Origin of the sequence: Sphingorhabdus sp. EL138 (genome assembly GCF_945890115.1) — a bacterium.
GTDB lineage: Bacteria > Pseudomonadota > Alphaproteobacteria > Sphingomonadales > Sphingomonadaceae > Sphingorhabdus_B.
The window spans coordinates 92,922-111,796 of the sequence record NZ_CAMDCK010000001.1; the positions used below are offsets into that span (position 1 = coordinate 92,922).

The following is an 18,875-nucleotide window of genomic DNA, read 5'->3' on the forward strand; positions in this document are numbered from 1 at the left end:
TTTTGAGTCGGTATGGAAGGATGAGCACATGAAGATCATCGTCCCCGTGAAGCGGGTCATCGATTATAACGTAAAGCCTCGGGTTAAGCCTGATGGTTCGGGTGTAGATTTGGCGAATGTCAAAATGAGCATGAACCCGTTTGACGAGATTGCGGTCGAAGAAGCGCTGCGTTTGCGGGAAAAGGGCGTTGCGACCGAGGTTATCGCGGTGTCGATTGGGCCGGACAAGGCGCAAGAAACATTGCGCACGGCCTTGGCCATGGGCGCGGATCGCGCAATCTTGGTCGTCGCTGAAGATGTTGAGCCTTTGGGCGTTGCCAAGATCCTTGCAAAGATCATGGACGAAGAACAGCCCGGCCTTGTCATATTGGGCAAACAAGCGATTGACGATGATAGCAACCAGACAGGGCAAATGCTCGCTGCGTTGACCGGTCGTCCGCAGGGCACCTTTGCCAACACTGTGAACGTATCGGGCGACGACGTGCATGTCGCACGCGAAGTCGATGGCGGTTTGCAGACTGTGGCGTTGAAGATGCCAGCGATCATCACGACGGATTTGCGTTTGAACGAACCACGTTATGCGTCGCTGCCCAACATCATGAAGGCAAAGTCCAAGCCACTCGCGCAGAAAACACCCGCCGATTATGGCGTCGATGTTAGCCCACGCCTTAAGACGTTGAAGGTAATCGAGCCACCTGTGCGCAGCGCCGGTATCAAGGTTGCCGACGTCGATGCGTTAGTTGCAAAGCTTAAGGAAATGGGAGTGGCCGCATGAAGACCCTCGTTTATGCCGAACATGACAATGCATCGTTGAAGGATGCAACATTGGCCGTCGTCACCGCTGCATCGCAGATTGGCGAAGTGCATATCCTCGTTGCAGGCTCTGGCTGCGGCGCGGTTGCCGAAGCGGCTGCCAAGATTGCGGGTGTGACCACCGTGCATGTTGCCGATGACGCAGCTTATGCACAACAGCTTGCAGAAAATGTCGCACCACTGGTGGCATCATTGATGGCAAGCCATGACGCGTTTCTGGCGCCCGCCACATCGAATGGTAAGAACATCGCACCGCGCGTTGCGGCTTTGTTGGATGTCATGCAAATCTCGGACATCCTCAGCGTTGAGAGCGCGGACACGTTCACGCGCCCCATCTATGCCGGTAACGCGATTGCCACGGTGCAATCGTCCGATGCCAAGAAGGTTATCACCGTGCGCGGCACAGCCTTTGCCAAGGCAGAAGAAAGCGGCGGTTCGGCAACGATCGCAGCGGTCGCAAGTAGCGGCGATGCAGGCACGTCGACGTTCATCTCGGCAGAGATTGCCAAGCAAGAACGCCCCGAACTCACCTCGGCCAAGATCATCGTCTCGGGCGGCCGTGCGTTGAAGGATGCGGACACCTTTGCCGCCACCATCCTGCCCTTGGCCGACAAACTTGGCGCAGGCGTTGGTGCAAGCCGCGCTGCCGTGGACGCCGGCTTTGTGCCCAATGACTATCAGGTCGGCCAGACGGGTAAGATCGTCGCGCCAGAAGTATATGTCGCGGTTGGCATTTCGGGTGCGATCCAGCATTTGGCCGGCATGAAGGATTCCAAGGTCATCATCGCGATCAACAAGGACGAAGACGCCCCGATATTCCAAGTTGCGGATATCGGTCTTGTCGGCGACCTGTTTACCGTCGTGCCGGAGCTGGTCGGGAAGCTCTAATAGCTTGCAATAAAATGTAAATCTTTAAGGGTGGGCAGAAATGTCCGCCCTTTTTGCTTGTGGCGACGTGCCTGTGCTGTCTAACTTGCTGATTATGGCAAAATCATTCGTCGCATCGCTCATATGTGTCGCCCTCGCCACGCCCGCGGCCGCTGCAGCACCTGCGCCGTTGATTTTGAAGCCCTCGTCAAAATGGCAGGTAAACTACGCCGAACAACAATGCCGCCTCGCACGACAGTTTGGCGAAGGTAAGCAAACGGTCCTTTTGTTCATGGACCGCTATGGACCCGGCGGAGCCTTTCAGCTGACTATTGCGGGTAAGCCAGTCAAAACGTTTGCTGACAAAGGTGAAGCGGCGATCCAGTTTGGACCAAATGAGGCAGAACAGCAGCTGCAGTTCCTAAACGGTAATCTCGGTGAGCAACCAGCAATGGTGTTTGCAAGCAGCGCTCGTATTGCTCCACTGCGCGGGGCAGAATTGTCGCAAGCGAAAGATGAGCAGGGCAATTTAGATCGACCTGTTCCCCCCATCAGCGCCGATCGGGAACAAGCTGTTAAATTCTTGCGCGTTGGTAAGCCGCTCCGCCAACAGGTGATTCTCGAAACGGGTTCGATGGGTGCACCGTTTGCGGCGCTCGACAAGTGCATAACCGATCTGATGACTACATGGGGCATCGATGTCGAAAAGCACATGGCCCTCAGTCAATCGGCACGGCCCACGCAGTCACCGACGGAATGGGTCAAGTCGTCCGACTATCCCATTGCAATGCTGTCTGCAGGACAACCAGCTTTAGTAAATTTTAGGCTTATCATTGGCACTGATGGAGTGCCCACAAACTGCCACATCCAGGCAACAACTCGCCCGAAAGAATTTGACAATGCTGTTTGCAAATCTGTCATGAAACGTGCCCGCTTCTCTCCAGCTTTGGACGCCATGGGACAACCCGTTGCAACATATTACCAAAACAGAGTTCGATTCCAGATTCCTTAGATAGCTTCAAAACCCGCTTGGAAGACTACCCAAATTGCCGCCCAAATTATCGACGGCATCGCAGCCTTCGGTCATGATGACAGTTGGCAATCCGTCTCCGGAGACCTAACCGAAGACAAGCGAACCACCTGACTCCGCAAACATCTTGGCTAAGGCAGCAAGTCCGCTGGCACGGTGGGCTCGCTCAATATTTTCTCCATCCGGCGCCAGCGTTCGGTCGTATCTGGATTGCCGCGTTCGATATAGTCGCGGACCAGATCTTTGCCCCAGCCATAGTTGATCACATAGCTGCGATAATGGTCGGTGAACTTGATCGATTGTTCCGCGCGGGCGGGCGAGAGCAACAGATATTTCTGCGTTAACGCGAGCGCCTGCGCACGTGTGACAGCGCCATCGAGATACATTTCCGCGATGGTCAGGCGCGCGCCCGAGAGCGCTTCGGTCATTTGCTGCATTTGCCAGAAGGCGTCTGCCGATTTGGGGTCAAGGCCAGCCATCGGGTACAGAATATCGCGTTCAAATGCCAAGCGTTCCGCCGCAGGAAAGGCGAGATCAATGCCATAATTGGCGCTACCTTCGGATACAACGCTCGTTGGGCTGTAGAGTGGATTAACTTCATATTCCTTCCACCCATTTTTGCGCGCCATTTGTTCTTCGGCCATCAGGTTCAGCACATGGTGACCGGGATAGCCTTCATGGCAGCCCAAATCGACCGCGCGGCTGATGCGGATAGGAAGGTCGGTATTGATCTGGATCAGGCTTTTATAATTGCCCTTATAATAGTTATAACCTGACCAAGGCTTGCCCGTGACAAACTCCATCACGAATGTCTCGCCCGCTGGCAAATTCATATATTGCGCCGTGCGGCGCTTACATTCGGCAATGGCTGCATCGAAAACGGGCTGCAGCCGGTCTTTGGGAATGACATAACGCTCATTAAAGGAATCGACCCTTGCGGCGAGTGGACCATCGCCGGGAATCAGCGTTTCAAGATTGGCCAATATGGCGTCATAATGTGCCAGAGGCTTCAAGTCCGGTACCGTCGCAAACTGACCTTGTGCTTCATCATTGAACGCAAATTTTCGTCCCTGAAGCATCTGCAACCGTGTATCAGCGGCGACCAGCGTGCCACGTAGCGCAACCGCGCGGCGGCGGTCCGAGCCGGCACGTAAGGATGGCAAAGCCGCATCAATAGCAGCCGTCAGCGCGCGGGCTTCGGCAATCAATTGTGCCAATGATCGCGGATTTGCCTTCGCTGCGTCTTGCAACGCGGGCGGGCCATAATATGCATCAACATATTCCGCTTCATGGGTACCTGCCTCAAGCGTCAACCGAATATAGGCATCAGAGATAGCAGCAATCGACATCGCCGGTGCAGCGACATTTGCAGGGGCGGGGGCCGCTGGCGCAACTGTGGCGCAACCCGATGCAAGCAAAGCGAGCGGAAGGATGATGTGGTTAAGATTCATATGGTGCTTTCAGATGCAATTTTTTGCGGTGCGGCAAAACGCAGGATTAGATATCCAATTATCGCGGACAGCATAGACCCCATCAAAACCCCAATTTTGACATCATCCACCTGATCAGGATCCGTGAAGGCAAGGCCGCCGATAAACAAGCTCATCGTAAAGCCGATACCGCACAGCAAGGCTACACCATAGACTTGCAGCCAGCTTGCCTTTGACGGACGCGCAGCAATGCCAAGTTTGACCGCGATCCAGACGCTGGTAAATATTCCAAGCTGCTTGCCCAAAAACAGGCCCATAGCGATACCAAGCGGCAGCGGTGCAGCCAATGCAGCAAGGCTGATCCCCGCCAACGAAACACCTGCATTGGCGAACCCAAAAATTGGTACGATAAGGAAGGCAACTGGCTTTACCAGCGCGTGTTCAAGCCGGTGGAGTGCCGAATCTTCCGCGTCAGGTGCGGCGAGCGTTCGGCGGAAGGGAATGGCAAATGCCGCCATCACGCCCGCAATGGTGGCATGCACGCCGGATAATAATGTCGCATACCATAAAAGGACCGCGAGGATGAGATATGGCCAAAGGGCATTTACCCGAAAACGGTTCAGCAGCATCATTGCGACCCAAATGCCGCCCGCAGCAGCCAACGCGACGATGTTCAACTCGGCTGTATAAAATAAAGCGATGATCGCCACCGCACCCATGTCGTCCACAATGGCAACGGTCGTCAGGAACAGTTTCAGCGAAGCAGGCGCCCGACTGCCCAAAAGCGCAAGCACGCCAATGGCAAAGGCAATGTCGGTAGCAGCCGGTATAGCCCAGCCACGCTGCAATGCAGGATCGCCACCCGCGACCGCAAGATACACAATCGCCGGAACAACCATCCCCGCCGCAGCGGCAAGCGTTGGAAGCGTGCGGTCGGCCCAAGTGGACAAATGCCCATCGACAAATTCGCGCTTAATCTCCAGCCCGACGAGCAAAAAGAAAATCGCCATCAGACCGTCATTTATCCAAAGATGGACGGTCATCGGGCCAAGCTTTGGTGTTAACTCCGGCCCGATTACCCAATGTAGAAAATGATTATAGTTTTCAGCAATTGCCGAATTGGCAATAATCATGGCCAATGCGGCGGCCGCCATTAGCAAAATACCGCCCGCGGCTTCACTCGATAAAAATGCTCGCAAAGCAGAATTTTTGGCGGGTTGTTTTGCAGTTCCAATCATCGCCAATCCTTATGGCGACTCGCCTCAACGATAGCAAGTGAAGGCAAAAAATAGAGCAATTGCCTTGCCTTAACTGCTTATCTCGGTTTATAACCTTCGTTAAGGGGGCTGGGGCCATGGCCGAAATAATGTCCAAAAAGTCTTTTGTCGAAGAAAGCATTTCGATGAGCGCACAGTCGCCTCTTCACTTGACCGAAGGTCAAAAGGCGTGCCTCCGGCTGGTAGCGCAGCTTCACACTTCTAAGGAAATAGGCCGGACATTGGGCATATCGCCATTCACTGTTGATCAACGGCTTGACGCGGCAAGGCGCAAATTAAATGCCGCCACTCGCATAGACGCTGCCAAGATATTCGACGCAATGGAACGCAACGATATATACGAGCCATTCGTATACGAAACGTCGATGCTTGAATCCACCGACGATGCCGTTAGCCAAAACGCTCTTCCCGACGGACTGGGACGGAGATTTGCGAAAATAATTTCGTTCATTTCCGTGCCGCCCATCGGGGGGGAGAGACATGAATTATCCAAAAGGAAAATTCTGGTTCTTGCGCTGAATTTGGCATTTTTCAGCACGTTGGTGATGGCTTTTGTTGTTGTGGTTTTAACGGGTACGTTTCGACTGTTTCAATAACCTGTTCCCTCGTCGGCTGAAAATGCCTTGAACATGAGGAAACTTCGACATGGTACATATTGAGCATGAAACAGCCAAGCAATTGGCATTGGACATTACCTCCACACATCTCGCCATTGATAAGGCTCTGGCTGACCTCGCCACACTTACATATTCCGTTATTGACGCGTGCCGTCATTCGGATGCGTCCTTGGCGCAATCACAGGCGGCCATTGAAGGCGTAGCGAATGGCCTCACAAAAATGGTCGATGCGCGCAAAGGGTTTATGCATGCCCACCGCAAGATTGCCCATCGCCACAGCAAGAAAAATTAACCGTATTTTGAAACTGTTCATTTGCTACTCCGCTTTGCCCATCTGCCACACAATAAACGCCGCCTCTTCTGCATTTTCGCGCAAGCGTTCGAACCGTCCGGACTTGCCGCCATGGCCAGCGCCCATATTGGTTTTGAGCAAAAGCACATTGTCGTCGGTTTTCATGTCGCGCAGCTTTGCGACCATCTTGGCGGGTTCCCAATAGGTGACGCGCGGGTCGTTGAGGCCTGCGGTCCATAGCATCGGCGGATAAGCCTGCGCCTTCACATTGTCATAAGGCGAGTAGCTGCGGATATAATCAAACGCCGCCTTATCTGTGATCGGGTTGCCCCATTCGGGCCATTCGCCCGGCGTCAATGGCAAGTCTTTATCCAACATGGTGTTGAGCACATCAACAAAGGCGACATGGCTAACCACCGCGCCGAACAATTCGGGTGCCTGATTGACGACAGCGCCCATGAGTTCGCCGCCAGCCGAACCGCCGCTTGCGGTCACCTTGCCCTTGCTGGTGAAGCCCAGATTGATCAAGCCTTTGGCCGCATCGACAAAGTCGTTGAAGGTATTGGTCCGCTTCGTCAGCTTACCATCCAGATACCATTGATAGCCCAAGTCATCCCCGCCCCGAATATGCGCAATGGCATACGCAAAACCACGGTCGACCATCGACAGGCGGTTGGCGCTAAAACCGGGCGGCATGGCATAGCCATAAGCGCCATAAGCATATAGATGCAGCGGCTGACTGCCGTCTTTCTTGAAATCTTTTTTGGTCAGGATCGACACCGGAACCTGTGTGCCATCACGCGCGGTTATCATCACGCGTTCGGTCACATATTGGCTTGGGTCATATCCGCTGGGGATTTCCTGCACCTTCAGCGTTTCCAGCCGACCATCGGCGAGGGTGTAATCAAACACCGTGTCGGGCGTGACCATCGATTCATAGCCCAACCGCAGCTTCGTCACATCATATTCGGGGTTGTCGCCTAAACCAGCGTCATAGCTTGCCTCAGGAAATTTGATCCGCTCAACCTTTTTGGCATCGGCATAATCGCGGATTTCAACCTGATCGAGGCCGTCAATACGGCCTTCGGTCACATAGAAATTCTTGAACAAAGACAGGCCGGTCAAATAATGGCGGTCGGAACCGGCAATCAACGTGGTCCAGTCGCCGGGTGCCTTCATGCTGGCGGTCGCCACGCGGAAGTTTACATGATCATCATTGGTCAGAATGAATAAGGTTCCGTCGCGCACATCGACGCTATATTGCCGCCCCACTTTGCGCGCAGATACCATGATGGGCGTCGCGGTCGGGTTGCTGGCGGGGACCAAGCGCACTTCGCTGGTGACATTGTCGCCCGTGCCAATGACAATCCAATCCTCTTGCGCGGTCAGGCCAACGCCGACGCCAAAGCCGATATCCTCTTCCTTATAGAGAAGCTTGGCCTTGCTCAGGTCATCGCCCAGATGGTGGAACCACGCATTGTCGGTGCGCCAATTTTCGTTGGCTAGTCCATAGACCACGCCCTTGCTATCCGATGACCAGACAATGCCGGACAATGTGCCGGGGATGATGTCGGCCAATTTTTTGCCCGTTTCCAAATTGCGGAAATGCAGGTCAAAGCGTTCCGACCCATTATCATCATAAGCATAAGCCAAAATCTTGCCGTCGGGGCTGATCTCGGCGGCCCCAAGGCGGAAATAGGCTTTGTCCTTGGCCAATTCATTTTCATCAAGGATAAGCTGGTCCGCGCCGCCCGCAACGGGCTTGCGATAATGCTTGCGATATTGCGCGCCCTCTTCGAATTTCGACCAGTAAATATAATCGCCATCCTTTTGCGGCACGCTGCTGTCATCTTCTTTGACGCGGCCCTTCATTTCTTGAAAAATCGTTTCGGTCAGCTTGGCCTGCGGCGCCATTTGTGCTTCGAAATAGGCATTTTCGGCATTGAGATGCGCCAATATCTCGGCATCATCGATCGTTGGATAGCTTGCATCGCGCAGCCAATGATAATCATCGCTAATCGTCACTCCATGATGGGTCGCCTGATGCGGACGCTTAACGGCGACGGGCGGCTTGATTTGCGCGGTGGCTTTTTCGGTCATGGCTTCTTTCTGGGCGAATGCGGGCGAGGATAATGCGCTGGTTGCAAAAATGAGTGGGAGCAGTGCTTTCATGAGACGACTTCCTCGCGTATATGGATAGCATAACCATATGAACGGAAGTCCGACATGTCTACCTATGAAGCCCGCCTCGCTGCCCTGCGCGCACAATTGAAGAAAGAACAGCTCGACGGATTTGTCGTGCCGATCTGCGACGAACATATGTCGGAATATGTCGGCGATTATGCACAACGGCTGGGCTGGCTCACGGGTTTTGGCGGCTCGGCGGGCAGCGCCGTTGTTTTGAGCGAAGAAGCCGCGATCTTCACCGATGGCCGCTACACGTTGCAGGTGCGTGAGCAGGTTGATGGCAAGCATTGGCAATATGTCGGCGTGCCGCAAACGAGCATCGCAGACTGGTTGCAAGAATATGCCCCGACCGGCGCGCGTATCGGCTATGACGCATGGGTCCACACCAAAAATTGGGTCGAAAGCGCGACCAAGGCACTGGCCGCCAAGGGCGCTGAACTGGTTGCGGTCAAGAGCAATCCAATCGACAGGGTGTGGGCTGAACAGCCGCAGAAAAGCGTGGCCAAGCTAATCGTACACGACACCCAATATGCGGGGCAGAGCAGCGCCGAAAAACGTGCCGCTGTGGCCGAGTGGCTGACGGCGCATAAGCTCGACAGCACCGTCATTTCTGCGCTCGATTCGGTGGCGTGGTTGCTGAACATCCGCGGCTCCGACGTGTCGAACACCCCCGTCGCGCTCAGCTTTGTGCTGGCTTATGCCGATGGCACGGCGGACCTTTTTGTCGCGCCTGAAAAGGTTGACGACGCGGTCCGCGCGCATCTGGGCAATGCCGTGCGCCTGCGCGATCCGTCGGAATTTGTGCCCGAACTGCGGTCGATGGAGGGCAAGCGGATTGCCGTTGACCCCGACCGAGCGGTCGCCGCAATCTTTGGCGCGCTGCAAGCTGGCGGCGCCCAAATTATCGAGGCGCGCGACCCGACCATCCTGCCCAAGGCGGTCAAAAACCCTATCGAACAATCCGGCCACCGCGCCGCACAAGCCCGCGATGGCGCCGCGTTAAGCCGGTTCCTGCATTGGATGCGCGAAACCGCGTATAAAGGCGAATTGAACGAGTTATCCGCCGCCGCACGGTTGAAAGCATTCCGCGAAGATACTGGCATGCTCAAGGATCTGTCGTTCGATACCATCTCCGCCACTGGTCCTAATGGCGCGCATTGCCATTATAAGGTCGATGAAAGCACCAACCGCGATATTGAACCCAACAGCATCTATCTCGTCGATAGCGGCGGGCAATATTTGGACGGCACCACCGACGTCACCCGCACCATCTGGGTCGGCCCGGGCAAACCCACCGCCGAGATGAAGGACCGCTTCACCCGCGTTCTGAAGGGCCACATCGCCTTGGCCTGCGCCGTGTTTCCCGAAGGCACCAGAGGGGCGCAATTAGACAGCATGGCACGCGCTTCCCTGTGGCAGGCCGGCCTCGATTACGCCCATGGCACGGGCCATGGCGTCGGCAGCTTCCTTGCGGTCCACGAAGGGCCGCAACGCATCGCCAAATTCGCTGGCGGGCAGGCGGGCAGCGACGAGCCGTTGCAAGCGGGCATGATCCTGTCGAACGAGCCAGGCTATTATAAATCCGGCGAATATGGCATCCGCATCGAAAATCTCGTGCTGGTCGAGGAGCGCTCGATTGCAGGCGCGGAGGGGCGCTATTTCGGGTTTGAGACTTTGACCTTCGCGCCGATTGACAAGAATTTGGTGGACGTGAGCCTACTCAACGCCGACGAACTGCGCTGGTGGAATGAATATCACATTAAGGTATTCGAAATTGTAGGCCCGCAATTGGAGGGCGCTGCACTGGCATGGGCGACGGAGGCCTGTGCGGGGTTGGCGGCAGGCTAACGCGTAACCACCCTTGACGCCCAAGCGCGGGCAAAGCCATACACTGCTCCAACGTCCTAATATTTGAGGAACCCCCATGACGCAGACATTTTCCGAATATACTCCCGCCGACGTCTGGGAATGGAACACCGAAAATGGCGGCCAATTTGCCAATATCAACCGGCCCGTCGCTGGTGCGACCCATGACAAAGAGCGCCCCGTCGGCAAGCACCCGATGCAGCTCTATTCGCTGGCCACGCCCAATGGCGTGAAGGTTACGGTGATGCTTGAGGAGTTGTTGGCGCTGGGACACAGCGGCGCAGAATATGATGCGTGGCTGGTCAACATCCGTGAGGGCAACCAGTTTTCGAGCGGCTTTGTTGAGGCAAACCCCAATTCCAAAATCCCAGCTTTGTTCGACCATTCCACGCCCACGCCGACGCGCGTTTTCGAGTCTGGGTCGATCCTTTGGTATCTGGCAGAGAAATTCGGTGCCTTTCTCCCTACCGAGCATCAGGCGCGGACTGAGACCATCAACTGGCTGATGTGGCAAATGGGCAGCGCGCCCTATCTCGGCGGCGGTTTTGGCCATTTTTACGCATATGCGCCGTTCAAGTTCGAATATGCCATTGACCGTTTTGCCATGGAGGTAAAGCGGCAATTGGACGTCCTAGATCGCAATTTGGCAGAGCGGGAATATATGGCGGGCGATGCTTACACTATCGCCGATATAGCAATTTGGCCGTGGTATGGCGCGTTGGTGAAAGGGTTAATTTACAACGCTGGGGACTTCCTTTCAGTGCATGAATATAAAAATGTCATCCGCTGGACCGACCAAATTGCCGAGCGGCCTGCCGTCAAACGAGGCCGCATGGTCAACCGCGTCATGGGCGACCCCGCGAGCCAGTTGCCTGAACGGCATGACGCAAGCGATTTTGACACCAAAACGCAGGACAAGGTCGCGGCAGCAAGCTGAAAGCTGTCATCTTTAGAAGGTTGCGCGCACCTATCGGCCTTGTCCGAAAACAGTTCGGGCGTTTCCTTTGGCGCGGCCACAGATTGGCGGAGACGGAGGGATTCGAACCCTCGGTACCGAATTATCAGTACGACGGTTTAGCAAACCGTTGGTTTCAGCCACTCACCCACGTCTCCTGTGCGCTTGGCATGGGCGGCCTATAGCGGCCCATGCATTTAGCTGCAATGGTTATTGACACAGACGACGGATAAGAAGAAAAACTGGCGGTGCAGGTTCGATTTGACGCGCATCGGACGTGTAGTGTCGCCTGTTCATCATGCGCTCATCCAGATAGTCCATAGCGCGGCAAGAATAACTTTTGAGGTGGGTCCGGATGTTTTTGGCGAAAATGGGATTAAAGAAACCGATATATTATCTGACGATGCTGCTGGCGGCAGGCGCGCTTGTTGCTTCGCCCGCACAGGCACAGATCAGTAATGTTGATCCGAACGACGCGATTGACGCAGACCTTGGCACCCCGCCCGCTGGCCCAGATGCAAGCACTGAAACTGCGCCAATGGCGCAAGACGAGACAGTCACGCAAGATGGCGTGCCGACCGACGCAATACCCGCAGATGGATCGGACGCCCAAGCCAGCGCTGCACCGGCGCAAGCAGTCGTTCCGATAGGCGATACATATCAAAAGGACGACCTCCTTGGCGCCGCTGAGGGCGTCTTTGGAAAAGGCGCGCAGGGGCTTGGTTTGCTAATTGAGGATATCCTCAAAAAACAAGGTCGCCCCAATGGATATATTGTGGGACGTGAAGGCGGCGGCGCTTTTTTAGTCGGCCTTCGTTATGGGTCCGGTACGTTGAACCACCGCGTGGAAGGCGAAAAGCCGGTCTATTGGACAGGCCCCTCCATTGGTCCTGACGCTGGGGCAAATGCAGGAAGCACCTTCATTTTGGTCTATAATCTGTACGATACAGAAGACATCTATGAACGCTTCCCTGCCGCAGAAGGCGTCGCCTATCTGGTCGGCGGTTTCAACGCCAGCTATCTGCGTCGCGGTGGTGTGGTATTGATCCCGATCCGGGTCGGTGCAGGGCTTCGGCTTGGCGCAAATGTGGGCTATATGCGCTTTTCCAAAAAGCAGCGCTGGCTACCCTTTTAACGCGCGCGGATATCTTCCATCCGTTTGAGATAGCGGGCAAGCACGTCAATTTCCAAATTGACGTGCCGTCCGACGGCAAGTGTATCCAATGTCGTCATCTGCGCCGTGTGCGGAATGATATTCAGCATGAAATGCGCTGAACCATCGGCTTGGTCTGCAATGTCATTAACAGTCAGCGATACGCCGTCAACGGTGATCGAACCTTTTGCCGCGATATAAGCCGCAAGGCCGGATGGAGCCGCAACCGTCACTTTCCAACTGTCCCCAATGGTTTCGCTGGCGACGATTTGGCCAACACCATCGACATGTCCGGTAACAATATGCCCGCCCAGTTCATCGCCAACTTTTAACGCACGTTCGAGGTTCAGTCGGGTGCCTTGTTCCCACATGCCGGCGGCTGTGCACGAAACGGTTTCTGCCGATGCGTCGATCGCGAACCATCCATCACCTTTATCAACGACCGTCAGGCATACACCCGAACAGGCAATCGAGGCCCCAATGGCAACAGTATCCATATCATAAGCGCAGGATATGACGAGGCGCAGGTCACCGCGCTGTTCGGATGTCCGAATGCTGCCGACGTCCGTTATGATACCTGTAAACATAAAAGCTGCACCCTTTTCCTAATTCGCTTTTTCGTAGACTTCGAGACGGTCTTTGCCAAGACTGCGGGCATCCGAAAGCTGCCATATTCCGTGGGCATCCTGAAGTTGGGTTAGCCCGATATCGTTCAAACATGCCTTACCCGCGCCCAGCAATATCGGCGCGCGATACAGCATGAGCCTGTCGACGAGACCTTCACGCAAGAAAGCTGTCGCTGTCGCAGCGCCGCCTTCAATCAGCAAACTGTTGCAGCCCAATTCAGCAATGTCCTGCGGCCTGCGAATACCCTCCCAACCCTGCGGCGCGTCGGCGCTACCCAGCATTATCCTGCGGGGTTGGCATGCACCCAGCCCTGCGAGCCGGACGTTCAATTGCGGTGCATCGGCACGCACGGTCCCTGACCCCACCAATATTGCGTCGGAGCGTGCCCGTTCGACATGGCTATGCGCGCGCGCAACGTCGCCAGTGACCCACCGGCTGCTGCCATCTGCCATGGCGATTTGACCATCTAGCGAGCTTGCGATCTTCAAAGTTACAAAAGGGCGGCGGTGATCTATTCGGCTTATAAAACCAGCTAGGCTTTGCCGCGCTTGGGGTGCCATGACGTCCGTGGTGACCGTGATGCCCGCGGCTTTGAGCGCCTCTATGCCTGCACCAGCCGTGCGTGGATCGGGGTCTTGCAATGCAATGACAACCCTCGCGGGCCCTGCTTCGGTCAATAATTGGGCGCAAGCTGGGCCGCGTTGTGACATATGTGCGCAGGGTTCCAGCGTGACGTAGATGGTACTGCCGCGCGCCGCTTCGCCCGCTTGCGCAAGTGCCATTGCCTCTGCATGTGGACGGCCACCCCGCTGCGTCCATCCGCGCCCTATGACTCGGTCGTCTTTCACGATGATACAAGCTACAGACGGATTTTGGCCGGTTCGCCCAACACCGCGTTCAGCGAGCGACAACGCCGCCGCCATGAACCGAAGGTCACTGGCGATCGTTATTGCCCTGCCCCTTCAGTAGCCGGAGGCGCAGCGGCTTTCGTCGCCTCCTGCGCGCGTTGTGCTTCACGATCTATCTTGTCGACGTCCATCCCGACGGCCCGTCCAAATGCCTTATATGCTTCCTTTTCACGCGCGCGCATTTCGTCTTTCAGCTTCTGGCGCTCGGCAATTGCGGCCTTGCTTTCTTCAAGCGAGCGCGTGGCGGGCCAGCTTTCAATATAAATGATTTCGCGCGGCGGTGGCGTAGCCTTCTCGATGGAATCGAGATAAAATGTGTAGATGATGATCGTCGTCGGCACGCAGGCCGCCAAAAACAGCCAAGGGCTATGACTGCCTGACGTGCGCAGAAATCCGACAAGGTCTCGACCTGCGTTGCGGAGCGATACATCTTTTAAAAACGCCATGGCACTCCAATAAGGCGCACGCGGCGCGATTTCCAGTGCCCACTTACAAGACGCGCAGATTATCCACCGCTGCGGAAGGCATTGGTGATCGGATAACGCCGATCGCGGCCAAAATTGCGTGTCCCAAGCTTTACGCCCGGCGGTGCCTGCCGCCGCTTATATTCGGCGAGATAGAGCAAGCGTTCGATCCGCGTGACCGCGTCCCGGTCAAAGCCAAGCGCGACAACCTCATCCACCGACTTCTCCCCCTCCACCAATGCATGCAGCATCTTATCGAGAATGGGATAATCGGGCAGCGAATCGCTGTCTTTCTGGTCTGGCCGCAATTCCGCACTTGGTGGCTTGGTGATGATGTTTTCCGGGATCAATGGCCCGTCACGCCCAAGGCCAATGCGAGGCTTGTGGCTGTTGCGCCATTCTGAAATGGCAAAGACAGTCATTTTATACGCGTCCTTCAACGGATTATACCCGCCCGCCATGTCGCCATAGATGGTGGCATAACCAACGCTCATCTCGCTCTTGTTGCCGGTCGTTAGCAGCATGTGCCCAAATTTGTTGGACAAGGCCATCAGCGTAAGCCCGCGGACACGCGACTGGATGTTTTCCTCACTAATATCGGCATCGCGGCCGGCAAAACTGTCCGACAACATGCCATCGAATGCCTCGACCGCTGACGAAATAGGGATAGTGTCGATCTTGCACCCGATCATCGCGGCGCATTCGGCTGCGTCATCGAGGCTGGATTGGCTGGTGTAGCGACTGGGCAACATGACACACCAGACGCGATCAGGTCCAAGCGCGTCCGCTGCGATAGCGGCACATAATGCACTGTCGATACCGCCCGACATGCCAAGCACCACGCCCGGAAAGCGATTGGTGTCGACATAATCGCGCAGGCCAACGACCATAGCGCTATAAATATCGGCGGGATGCTCGTCCCACCGCGCCTTGGGGCCATCTGCACATACCCAGCCCCCGTCACTGCGGTGCCAATGCGTCATGCGCAGATGTTCTTCCCAATCGGGCAAGCGCTGCGCAACAGCGCCATCAGCGTTCAGCACGAAGGAGCAGCCGTCAAAGACCAGCTCATCCTGTCCGCCCACCCGGTTCAGGAACATTAATGGCAATCCGGTTTCGCGAACCCGCGCCGCAAAAACTTCTTCCAGCCGCCGGTCATCCTTATCGATTTCATAAGGGCTGCCATTGGTTGAAATCAGCAATTCAGCGCCGCGTTGCTTTAAGTGCAGGCTGACAGGTGCCAACCAGCCATCTTCGCAAATGGGCACACCCAGACGCACACCGCGAAATTCGACAGGCTCTGGCAGCGGACCCGCCGCAAAAATACGCTTTTCATCAAAGGTCCCGTAATTGGGCAGTTCATGCTTATAGCGCACGGCGGCAATCCGCCCGCCGTCCAGCAAGGCAATGCCGTTATAAAGCGTGCCATCATCCGCAAAAATCGAGCCAACCAGCATCGCTGGCCCCCCGTCAGAGGTTGCAGCCGCGAGCTTGGCCAATTCTTCGGCGGCACGTGCCGCAAATGCGGGCTTTAACACCAGATCTTCGGCCGGATAGCCAATCAGTTGCTGTTCGGGAAATACGATCAGATCAGCTTGCCCAGCCTTTACGCGCCATTCCAGCATTGCTGCTGCGTTACCTGCAAGGTCGCCCACGCGCTGATTAAGCTGCGCCATTGCAATATTAAGCTGGTTTGTCATGTCTTCACCCTTATTGTCCACAAACTAGCGGAGCAAGCCGATTGTCAGGCTTGCCTCGCACCGCTAGAGCGTCACAACAGATTGCAGGGACACATATATGAAATTGATGACAGGCAACAGCAACCTGCCACTGGCGCAGGGTATTGCCGATTATATGAAATTGCCGCTGACCAACGCCAGCGTCCGCCGTTTCGCCGACAATGAAATTTTCGTCGAAATTCACGAAAATGTGCGCGGCGAGGATATGTTTGTGATTCAATCCACCAGCCATCCTGCAAATGACAATTTGATGGAACTGCTGATCATGATCGATGCGTTGCGGCGGGCGTCAGCCAAACGGATTACTGCCGTTTTGCCCTATTTCGGCTATGCACGTCAGGACCGGAAACCCGGCCCACGCACGCCCATCTCTGCCAAGCTTGTCGCCAATCTCATTACCGAAGCTGGGGCCGACCGGGTGTTGACCGTTGATTTGCACGCTGGGCAGATTCAGGGCTTTTTTGATATTCCCACTGACAATCTCTATGGCGCACCCGTCATGAGCGCAGACATATTGGAACGACATGGCGACAAAAATATCACTGTCGTATCGCCCGATGTTGGCGGCGTTGTCCGCGCCCGCGCGCTCGCCAAACGCCTCGACGACGCGCCGCTTGCCATCGTCGACAAGCGACGCGAAAAAGCAGGTGTGTCCGAAGTTATGAACATCATCGGTGACGTAAAGGACCGATTCTGCATCCTAATCGACGACATTGCTGACAGCGCCGGTACATTGTGCAACGCCGCCGACGCCTTGAAAGCGGCTGGCGCGTCAGACGTGGTTGCCTATATCACCCATGGCGTATTATCTGGTGAAGCCGTAAATCGGGTCAACGCGTCGTCGTTACGAAAGTTGGTCATCACCGATTCGATTATGGCGTCGGATGCAGCCATTGCGAGCGCGAAAATCCGCCAGCTTCCGATCGCGCCCTTGTTGGGTGAGGCGATCAAGCGGATTGCGGACGAAAGCTCGGTTAGCTCCTTGTTCGATTGATGACACCTGCCGATATCCTCCTTGCCAATCGCTTGGCGGACGCCGCAGGACAGGCAATCCGTCCGTTTTTCCGGACAAGCTTCGCACAGGAAACAAAGGCAGATGCCTCACCTGTAACTGAAGCGGACCGCGCAGCCGAAAGCGCAATACGCCGAATGTTAGACGCAGAATGTCCCCGCGACGGCATCATTGGTGAAGAATTTGGTGAGAAAACTGGCACATCAGGCCGTCGCTGGATTATCGACCCGATTGACGGCACCGTCAGCTTCATGGCCGGGCGCCCGATATTCGGGACGCTCATCGCGTTGTTGGAGGACAATTGGCCCGTGCTGGGTGTGATTGACCAATGCATCAACGGCGAACGCTGGGTTGGCGCTGCGGGATATCCAACAACATTGAACGGCACACCAGTGCAAACCCGTTCGTGTAGGGCGCTTGCCGACGCGACCTTGGCGACATCTGGACCACAATATTTCAGCCAGCATGATGGCGACCATTTTATGGCGCTTGCAGCGCAAACAGCGCATAAGAAAATGCTGTTTGGCGGGGATTGTTATAATTACGCATTGCTTGCCAGCGGCCATATCGACATCGTTGTGGAAGCAGGGTTGAAACTGCATGATTTTGCTGCTTTAATTCCCGTGATAACCGGAGCAGGGGGCATGATGAGCGACTGGTCGGGAGAGCCGCTTCACGGGGGTTCGGATGGACATATCATAGCGGTGGGCGATCCGGCGCGCCTTGACGATGTGCTTGAGGCACTTGTATGCCATCATTAGCGGGCGCAGGCTCCGTTCAATTCATTTTGCCGGCCAAACCGCTTCGGCGCTATCTTTCCTCTTATTATTTCCTTGATACTGGTACCAACGGGCCCGAGCAGGAGGATGTAATCTATCCGGAATGGGCAACCGTGCGCTTTGCCTTGCGCGGGCAGGCAACAGGCAACACCGTCCGTTTGAATTCCCGCGATATTCCCGCCGAAAGCGTTACGGGGCCAACGGGCCGGGCCGCATTGGTGCGCTTTCGCAACATACAGCTTGTCGGGTTCGGATTATTGCCTTTAGGTTGGTATCGGATCATTGGATGTCCAGCAGATCGCTGGGCCGACAGAGTAAGCGCGGTGGATGCGGCCCCTGAGTTCGCGCGACTTGCGCAGTTAAGGCGGGAAATAGACGGAATCACCGATCCAGAGCAAATTGCGGCATTGTTCGATCACATCATGCTGCAATCTCTAGGCGACCCCGACCCGCTAGAAGCGGACATTGACAACATCCACCAAGCCATAGCCAATCCCGAGATCAGCAATGTACGCGACCTTGCAGAGGCATCCGGGATGAGCCAACAACGGCTTGAGCGGCTCGCGCGCCGGATATTCGGTTTCCCGCCCAAATTCATGCTGCGTCGCCAACGTTTTTTGCGGACATTGGCCAATGCAATGCAGCATCCGGACCTCACATGGTCCGATGCGATGGACGGACAATATTTTGACCAAGCCCATTTTAATCGCGAATTCCATCAATTTATGGGCATGTCCCCTGGCCATTTTCTCGTCATGCCGCGTGCAATCAGCAGCGCGTCGACCCAAGTACGCGCGGAACAGGTCGGTCAGCGACTGCAATCCTTACAGGTTCCGGAGCCTTGGAAGGGGCAATAGAC

General features: G+C 55.7%; 18 protein-coding genes and 1 tRNA gene. 11 read left to right on the forward strand and 8 right to left on the reverse strand.

All coding sequences use genetic code 11. The annotated features are described in order from the left end of the window. The first annotated feature begins 28 nt into the window (after nucleotides 1–28). The 3 genes from Q0O07_RS00525 to Q0O07_RS00535 are packed head-to-tail and all read left to right on the forward strand — an operon-like array spanning nucleotide 29 to nucleotide 2,692. Nucleotides 29–775, forward strand: coding sequence for an electron transfer flavoprotein subunit beta/FixA family protein (locus tag Q0O07_RS00525; protein WP_295489131.1), 747 nt, complete (start codon nucleotides 29–31; stop codon nucleotides 773–775). Further along, the gene (locus Q0O07_RS00530; protein ID WP_295489133.1) at nucleotides 772–1,701 is read left to right on the forward strand and encodes an electron transfer flavoprotein subunit alpha/FixB family protein; all 930 of its coding nucleotides are present in this window, start codon (nucleotides 772–774) and stop codon (nucleotides 1,699–1,701) included. The genes Q0O07_RS00525 and Q0O07_RS00530 overlap by 4 nt, the downstream gene beginning before the upstream one ends. A 40-nt stretch (nucleotides 1,702–1,741) precedes the next feature. Next, nucleotides 1,742–2,692 carry an energy transducer TonB gene (locus Q0O07_RS00535; RefSeq protein ID WP_295489135.1) on the forward strand — a complete coding sequence of 317 codons (951 nt, stop codon included), beginning with the start codon at nucleotides 1,742–1,744 and terminating at the stop codon, nucleotides 2,690–2,692. 149 nt (nucleotides 2,693–2,841) lie between these two features. Here the strand turns inward: Q0O07_RS00535 and Q0O07_RS00540 are convergent, their stop codons facing one another. Together Q0O07_RS00540 and nhaA are read right to left on the reverse strand one after the other, a co-directional pair. After that, the gene (locus Q0O07_RS00540) at nucleotides 2,842–4,161 is read right to left on the reverse strand and encodes a hypothetical protein (protein WP_295489137.1); all 1,320 of its coding nucleotides are present in this window, start codon (nucleotides 4,159–4,161) and stop codon (nucleotides 2,842–2,844) included. Next, nucleotides 4,158–5,378, reverse strand: coding sequence for a Na+/H+ antiporter NhaA (gene nhaA / locus Q0O07_RS00545; protein ID WP_295489139.1), 1,221 nt, complete (start codon nucleotides 5,376–5,378; stop codon nucleotides 4,158–4,160). Before nhaA ends, Q0O07_RS00540 begins: the two co-directional genes overlap by 4 nt. Nucleotides 5,379–5,494: 116 nt before the next feature. On the opposite strand from nhaA, the gene Q0O07_RS00550 reads away from it, so the two are divergent. Further along, nucleotides 5,495–6,013 (forward strand): response regulator transcription factor, encoded by a 519-nt coding sequence (locus tag Q0O07_RS00550; RefSeq protein ID WP_295489140.1) that lies wholly within the window; start codon nucleotides 5,495–5,497, stop codon nucleotides 6,011–6,013. A 49-nt stretch (nucleotides 6,014–6,062) separates the two neighbouring features. Further along, on the forward strand, nucleotides 6,063–6,326 hold the full coding sequence (locus Q0O07_RS00555) for a hypothetical protein (RefSeq protein WP_295489142.1): 264 nt from the start codon (nucleotides 6,063–6,065) through the stop codon (nucleotides 6,324–6,326). 24 nt (nucleotides 6,327–6,350) lie between these two features. Here Q0O07_RS00555 and Q0O07_RS00560 read toward each other — a convergent pair whose 3' ends face one another. Beyond that, nucleotides 6,351–8,426 carry a S9 family peptidase gene (locus tag Q0O07_RS00560; RefSeq protein ID WP_295489298.1) on the reverse strand — a complete coding sequence of 692 codons (2,076 nt, stop codon included), beginning with the start codon at nucleotides 8,424–8,426 and terminating at the stop codon, nucleotides 6,351–6,353. Nucleotides 8,427–8,552: 126 nt separating this feature from the next. Between Q0O07_RS00560 and Q0O07_RS00565 the strand changes: the two genes are divergently transcribed. Both Q0O07_RS00565 and yghU read left to right on the forward strand, forming a co-directional pair. Next, nucleotides 8,553–10,361, forward strand: a complete 1,809-nt coding sequence (locus tag Q0O07_RS00565) for an aminopeptidase P family protein (protein ID WP_295489144.1) — start codon at nucleotides 8,553–8,555, stop codon at nucleotides 10,359–10,361. A 76-nt stretch (nucleotides 10,362–10,437) separates the two neighbouring features. Continuing rightward, entirely contained in the window at nucleotides 10,438–11,316 is an 879-nt protein-coding gene (yghU, locus tag Q0O07_RS00570) for a glutathione-dependent disulfide-bond oxidoreductase (protein WP_295489146.1), read from the forward strand. An 84-nt stretch (nucleotides 11,317–11,400) separates the two neighbouring features. Here yghU and Q0O07_RS00575 read toward each other — a convergent pair. Continuing rightward, nucleotides 11,401–11,492, reverse strand: a tRNA-Ser gene (locus Q0O07_RS00575). 245 nt (nucleotides 11,493–11,737) lie between these two features. On the opposite strand from Q0O07_RS00575, the gene Q0O07_RS00580 reads away from it, so the two are divergent. After that, complete coding sequence (locus Q0O07_RS00580) at nucleotides 11,738–12,469, forward strand: DUF1134 domain-containing protein (RefSeq protein ID WP_295489300.1); 732 nt, start codon at nucleotides 11,738–11,740, stop codon at nucleotides 12,467–12,469. Here Q0O07_RS00580 and Q0O07_RS00585 read toward each other — a convergent pair. Genes Q0O07_RS00585 through Q0O07_RS00600 form a run of 4 tightly spaced genes read right to left on the reverse strand, consistent with a single transcriptional unit; the run spans nucleotide 12,466 to nucleotide 16,186 of the window. Next, nucleotides 12,466–13,074 carry a riboflavin synthase gene (locus Q0O07_RS00585; RefSeq protein WP_295489147.1) on the reverse strand — a complete coding sequence of 203 codons (609 nt, stop codon included), beginning with the start codon at nucleotides 13,072–13,074 and terminating at the stop codon, nucleotides 12,466–12,468. The genes Q0O07_RS00580 and Q0O07_RS00585 overlap by 4 nt on opposite strands. Nucleotides 13,075–13,092: 18 nt before the next feature. Next, nucleotides 13,093–14,037: a bifunctional diaminohydroxyphosphoribosylaminopyrimidine deaminase/5-amino-6-(5-phosphoribosylamino)uracil reductase RibD gene (gene ribD / locus Q0O07_RS00590; protein WP_295489149.1), complete on the reverse strand. Its 945-nt coding sequence runs from the start codon at nucleotides 14,035–14,037 to the stop codon at nucleotides 13,093–13,095. Between the two features lie 23 nt (nucleotides 14,038–14,060). Next, the gene (locus tag Q0O07_RS00595; protein ID WP_295489150.1) at nucleotides 14,061–14,468 is read right to left on the reverse strand and encodes a hypothetical protein; all 408 of its coding nucleotides are present in this window, start codon (nucleotides 14,466–14,468) and stop codon (nucleotides 14,061–14,063) included. Between the two features lie 59 nt (nucleotides 14,469–14,527). Further along, on the reverse strand, nucleotides 14,528–16,186 hold the full coding sequence (locus Q0O07_RS00600; protein ID WP_295489151.1) for an NAD+ synthase: 1,659 nt from the start codon (nucleotides 16,184–16,186) through the stop codon (nucleotides 14,528–14,530). A gap of 97 nt (nucleotides 16,187–16,283) precedes the next feature. Between Q0O07_RS00600 and Q0O07_RS00605 the strand changes: the two genes are divergently transcribed. The 3 genes from Q0O07_RS00605 to Q0O07_RS00615 are packed head-to-tail and all read left to right on the forward strand — an operon-like array spanning nucleotide 16,284 to nucleotide 18,873. Further along, nucleotides 16,284–17,219 carry a ribose-phosphate pyrophosphokinase gene (locus Q0O07_RS00605; RefSeq protein ID WP_295489152.1) on the forward strand — a complete coding sequence of 312 codons (936 nt, stop codon included), beginning with the start codon at nucleotides 16,284–16,286 and terminating at the stop codon, nucleotides 17,217–17,219. After that, on the forward strand, nucleotides 17,219–17,998 hold the full coding sequence (gene hisN / locus Q0O07_RS00610; RefSeq protein ID WP_295489153.1) for a histidinol-phosphatase: 780 nt from the start codon (nucleotides 17,219–17,221) through the stop codon (nucleotides 17,996–17,998). The genes Q0O07_RS00605 and hisN overlap by 1 nt, the downstream gene beginning before the upstream one ends. Next, complete coding sequence (locus Q0O07_RS00615) at nucleotides 17,986–18,873, forward strand: AraC family transcriptional regulator (protein WP_295489154.1); 888 nt, start codon at nucleotides 17,986–17,988, stop codon at nucleotides 18,871–18,873. Before hisN ends, Q0O07_RS00615 begins: the two co-directional genes overlap by 13 nt. Nucleotides 18,874–18,875 lie beyond the last annotated feature (2 nt).

Coding starts and splice junctions, on each gene's coding strand:
- Q0O07_RS00525 (WP_295489131.1), top strand. CDS start 29: ATGAAGATCATCGTCCCCGTGAAGCGGGTCATCGATTATAACGTAAAG.
- Q0O07_RS00530 (WP_295489133.1), top strand. CDS start 772: ATGAAGACCCTCGTTTATGCCGAACATGACAATGCATCGTTGAAGGAT.
- Q0O07_RS00535 (WP_295489135.1), top strand. CDS start 1,742: ATGTCCGCCCTTTTTGCTTGTGGCGACGTGCCTGTGCTGTCTAACTTG.
- Q0O07_RS00540 (WP_295489137.1), bottom strand. CDS start 4,161: ATGAATCTTAACCACATCATCCTTCCGCTCGCTTTGCTTGCATCGGGT.
- nhaA (WP_295489139.1), bottom strand. CDS start 5,378: ATGATTGGAACTGCAAAACAACCCGCCAAAAATTCTGCTTTGCGAGCA.
- Q0O07_RS00550 (WP_295489140.1), top strand. CDS start 5,495: ATGGCCGAAATAATGTCCAAAAAGTCTTTTGTCGAAGAAAGCATTTCG.
- Q0O07_RS00555 (WP_295489142.1), top strand. CDS start 6,063: ATGGTACATATTGAGCATGAAACAGCCAAGCAATTGGCATTGGACATT.
- Q0O07_RS00560 (WP_295489298.1), bottom strand. CDS start 8,426: ATGACCGAAAAAGCCACCGCGCAAATCAAGCCGCCCGTCGCCGTTAAG.
- Q0O07_RS00565 (WP_295489144.1), top strand. CDS start 8,553: ATGTCTACCTATGAAGCCCGCCTCGCTGCCCTGCGCGCACAATTGAAG.
- yghU (WP_295489146.1), top strand. CDS start 10,438: ATGACGCAGACATTTTCCGAATATACTCCCGCCGACGTCTGGGAATGG.
- Q0O07_RS00580 (WP_295489300.1), top strand. CDS start 11,738: ATGCTGCTGGCGGCAGGCGCGCTTGTTGCTTCGCCCGCACAGGCACAG.
- Q0O07_RS00585 (WP_295489147.1), bottom strand. CDS start 13,074: ATGTTTACAGGTATCATAACGGACGTCGGCAGCATTCGGACATCCGAA.
- ribD (WP_295489149.1), bottom strand. CDS start 14,037: ATGGCGGCGGCGTTGTCGCTCGCTGAACGCGGTGTTGGGCGAACCGGC.
- Q0O07_RS00595 (WP_295489150.1), bottom strand. CDS start 14,468: ATGGCGTTTTTAAAAGATGTATCGCTCCGCAACGCAGGTCGAGACCTT.
- Q0O07_RS00600 (WP_295489151.1), bottom strand. CDS start 16,186: ATGACAAACCAGCTTAATATTGCAATGGCGCAGCTTAATCAGCGCGTG.
- Q0O07_RS00605 (WP_295489152.1), top strand. CDS start 16,284: ATGAAATTGATGACAGGCAACAGCAACCTGCCACTGGCGCAGGGTATT.
- hisN (WP_295489153.1), top strand. CDS start 17,219: ATGACACCTGCCGATATCCTCCTTGCCAATCGCTTGGCGGACGCCGCA.
- Q0O07_RS00615 (WP_295489154.1), top strand. CDS start 17,986: ATGCCATCATTAGCGGGCGCAGGCTCCGTTCAATTCATTTTGCCGGCC.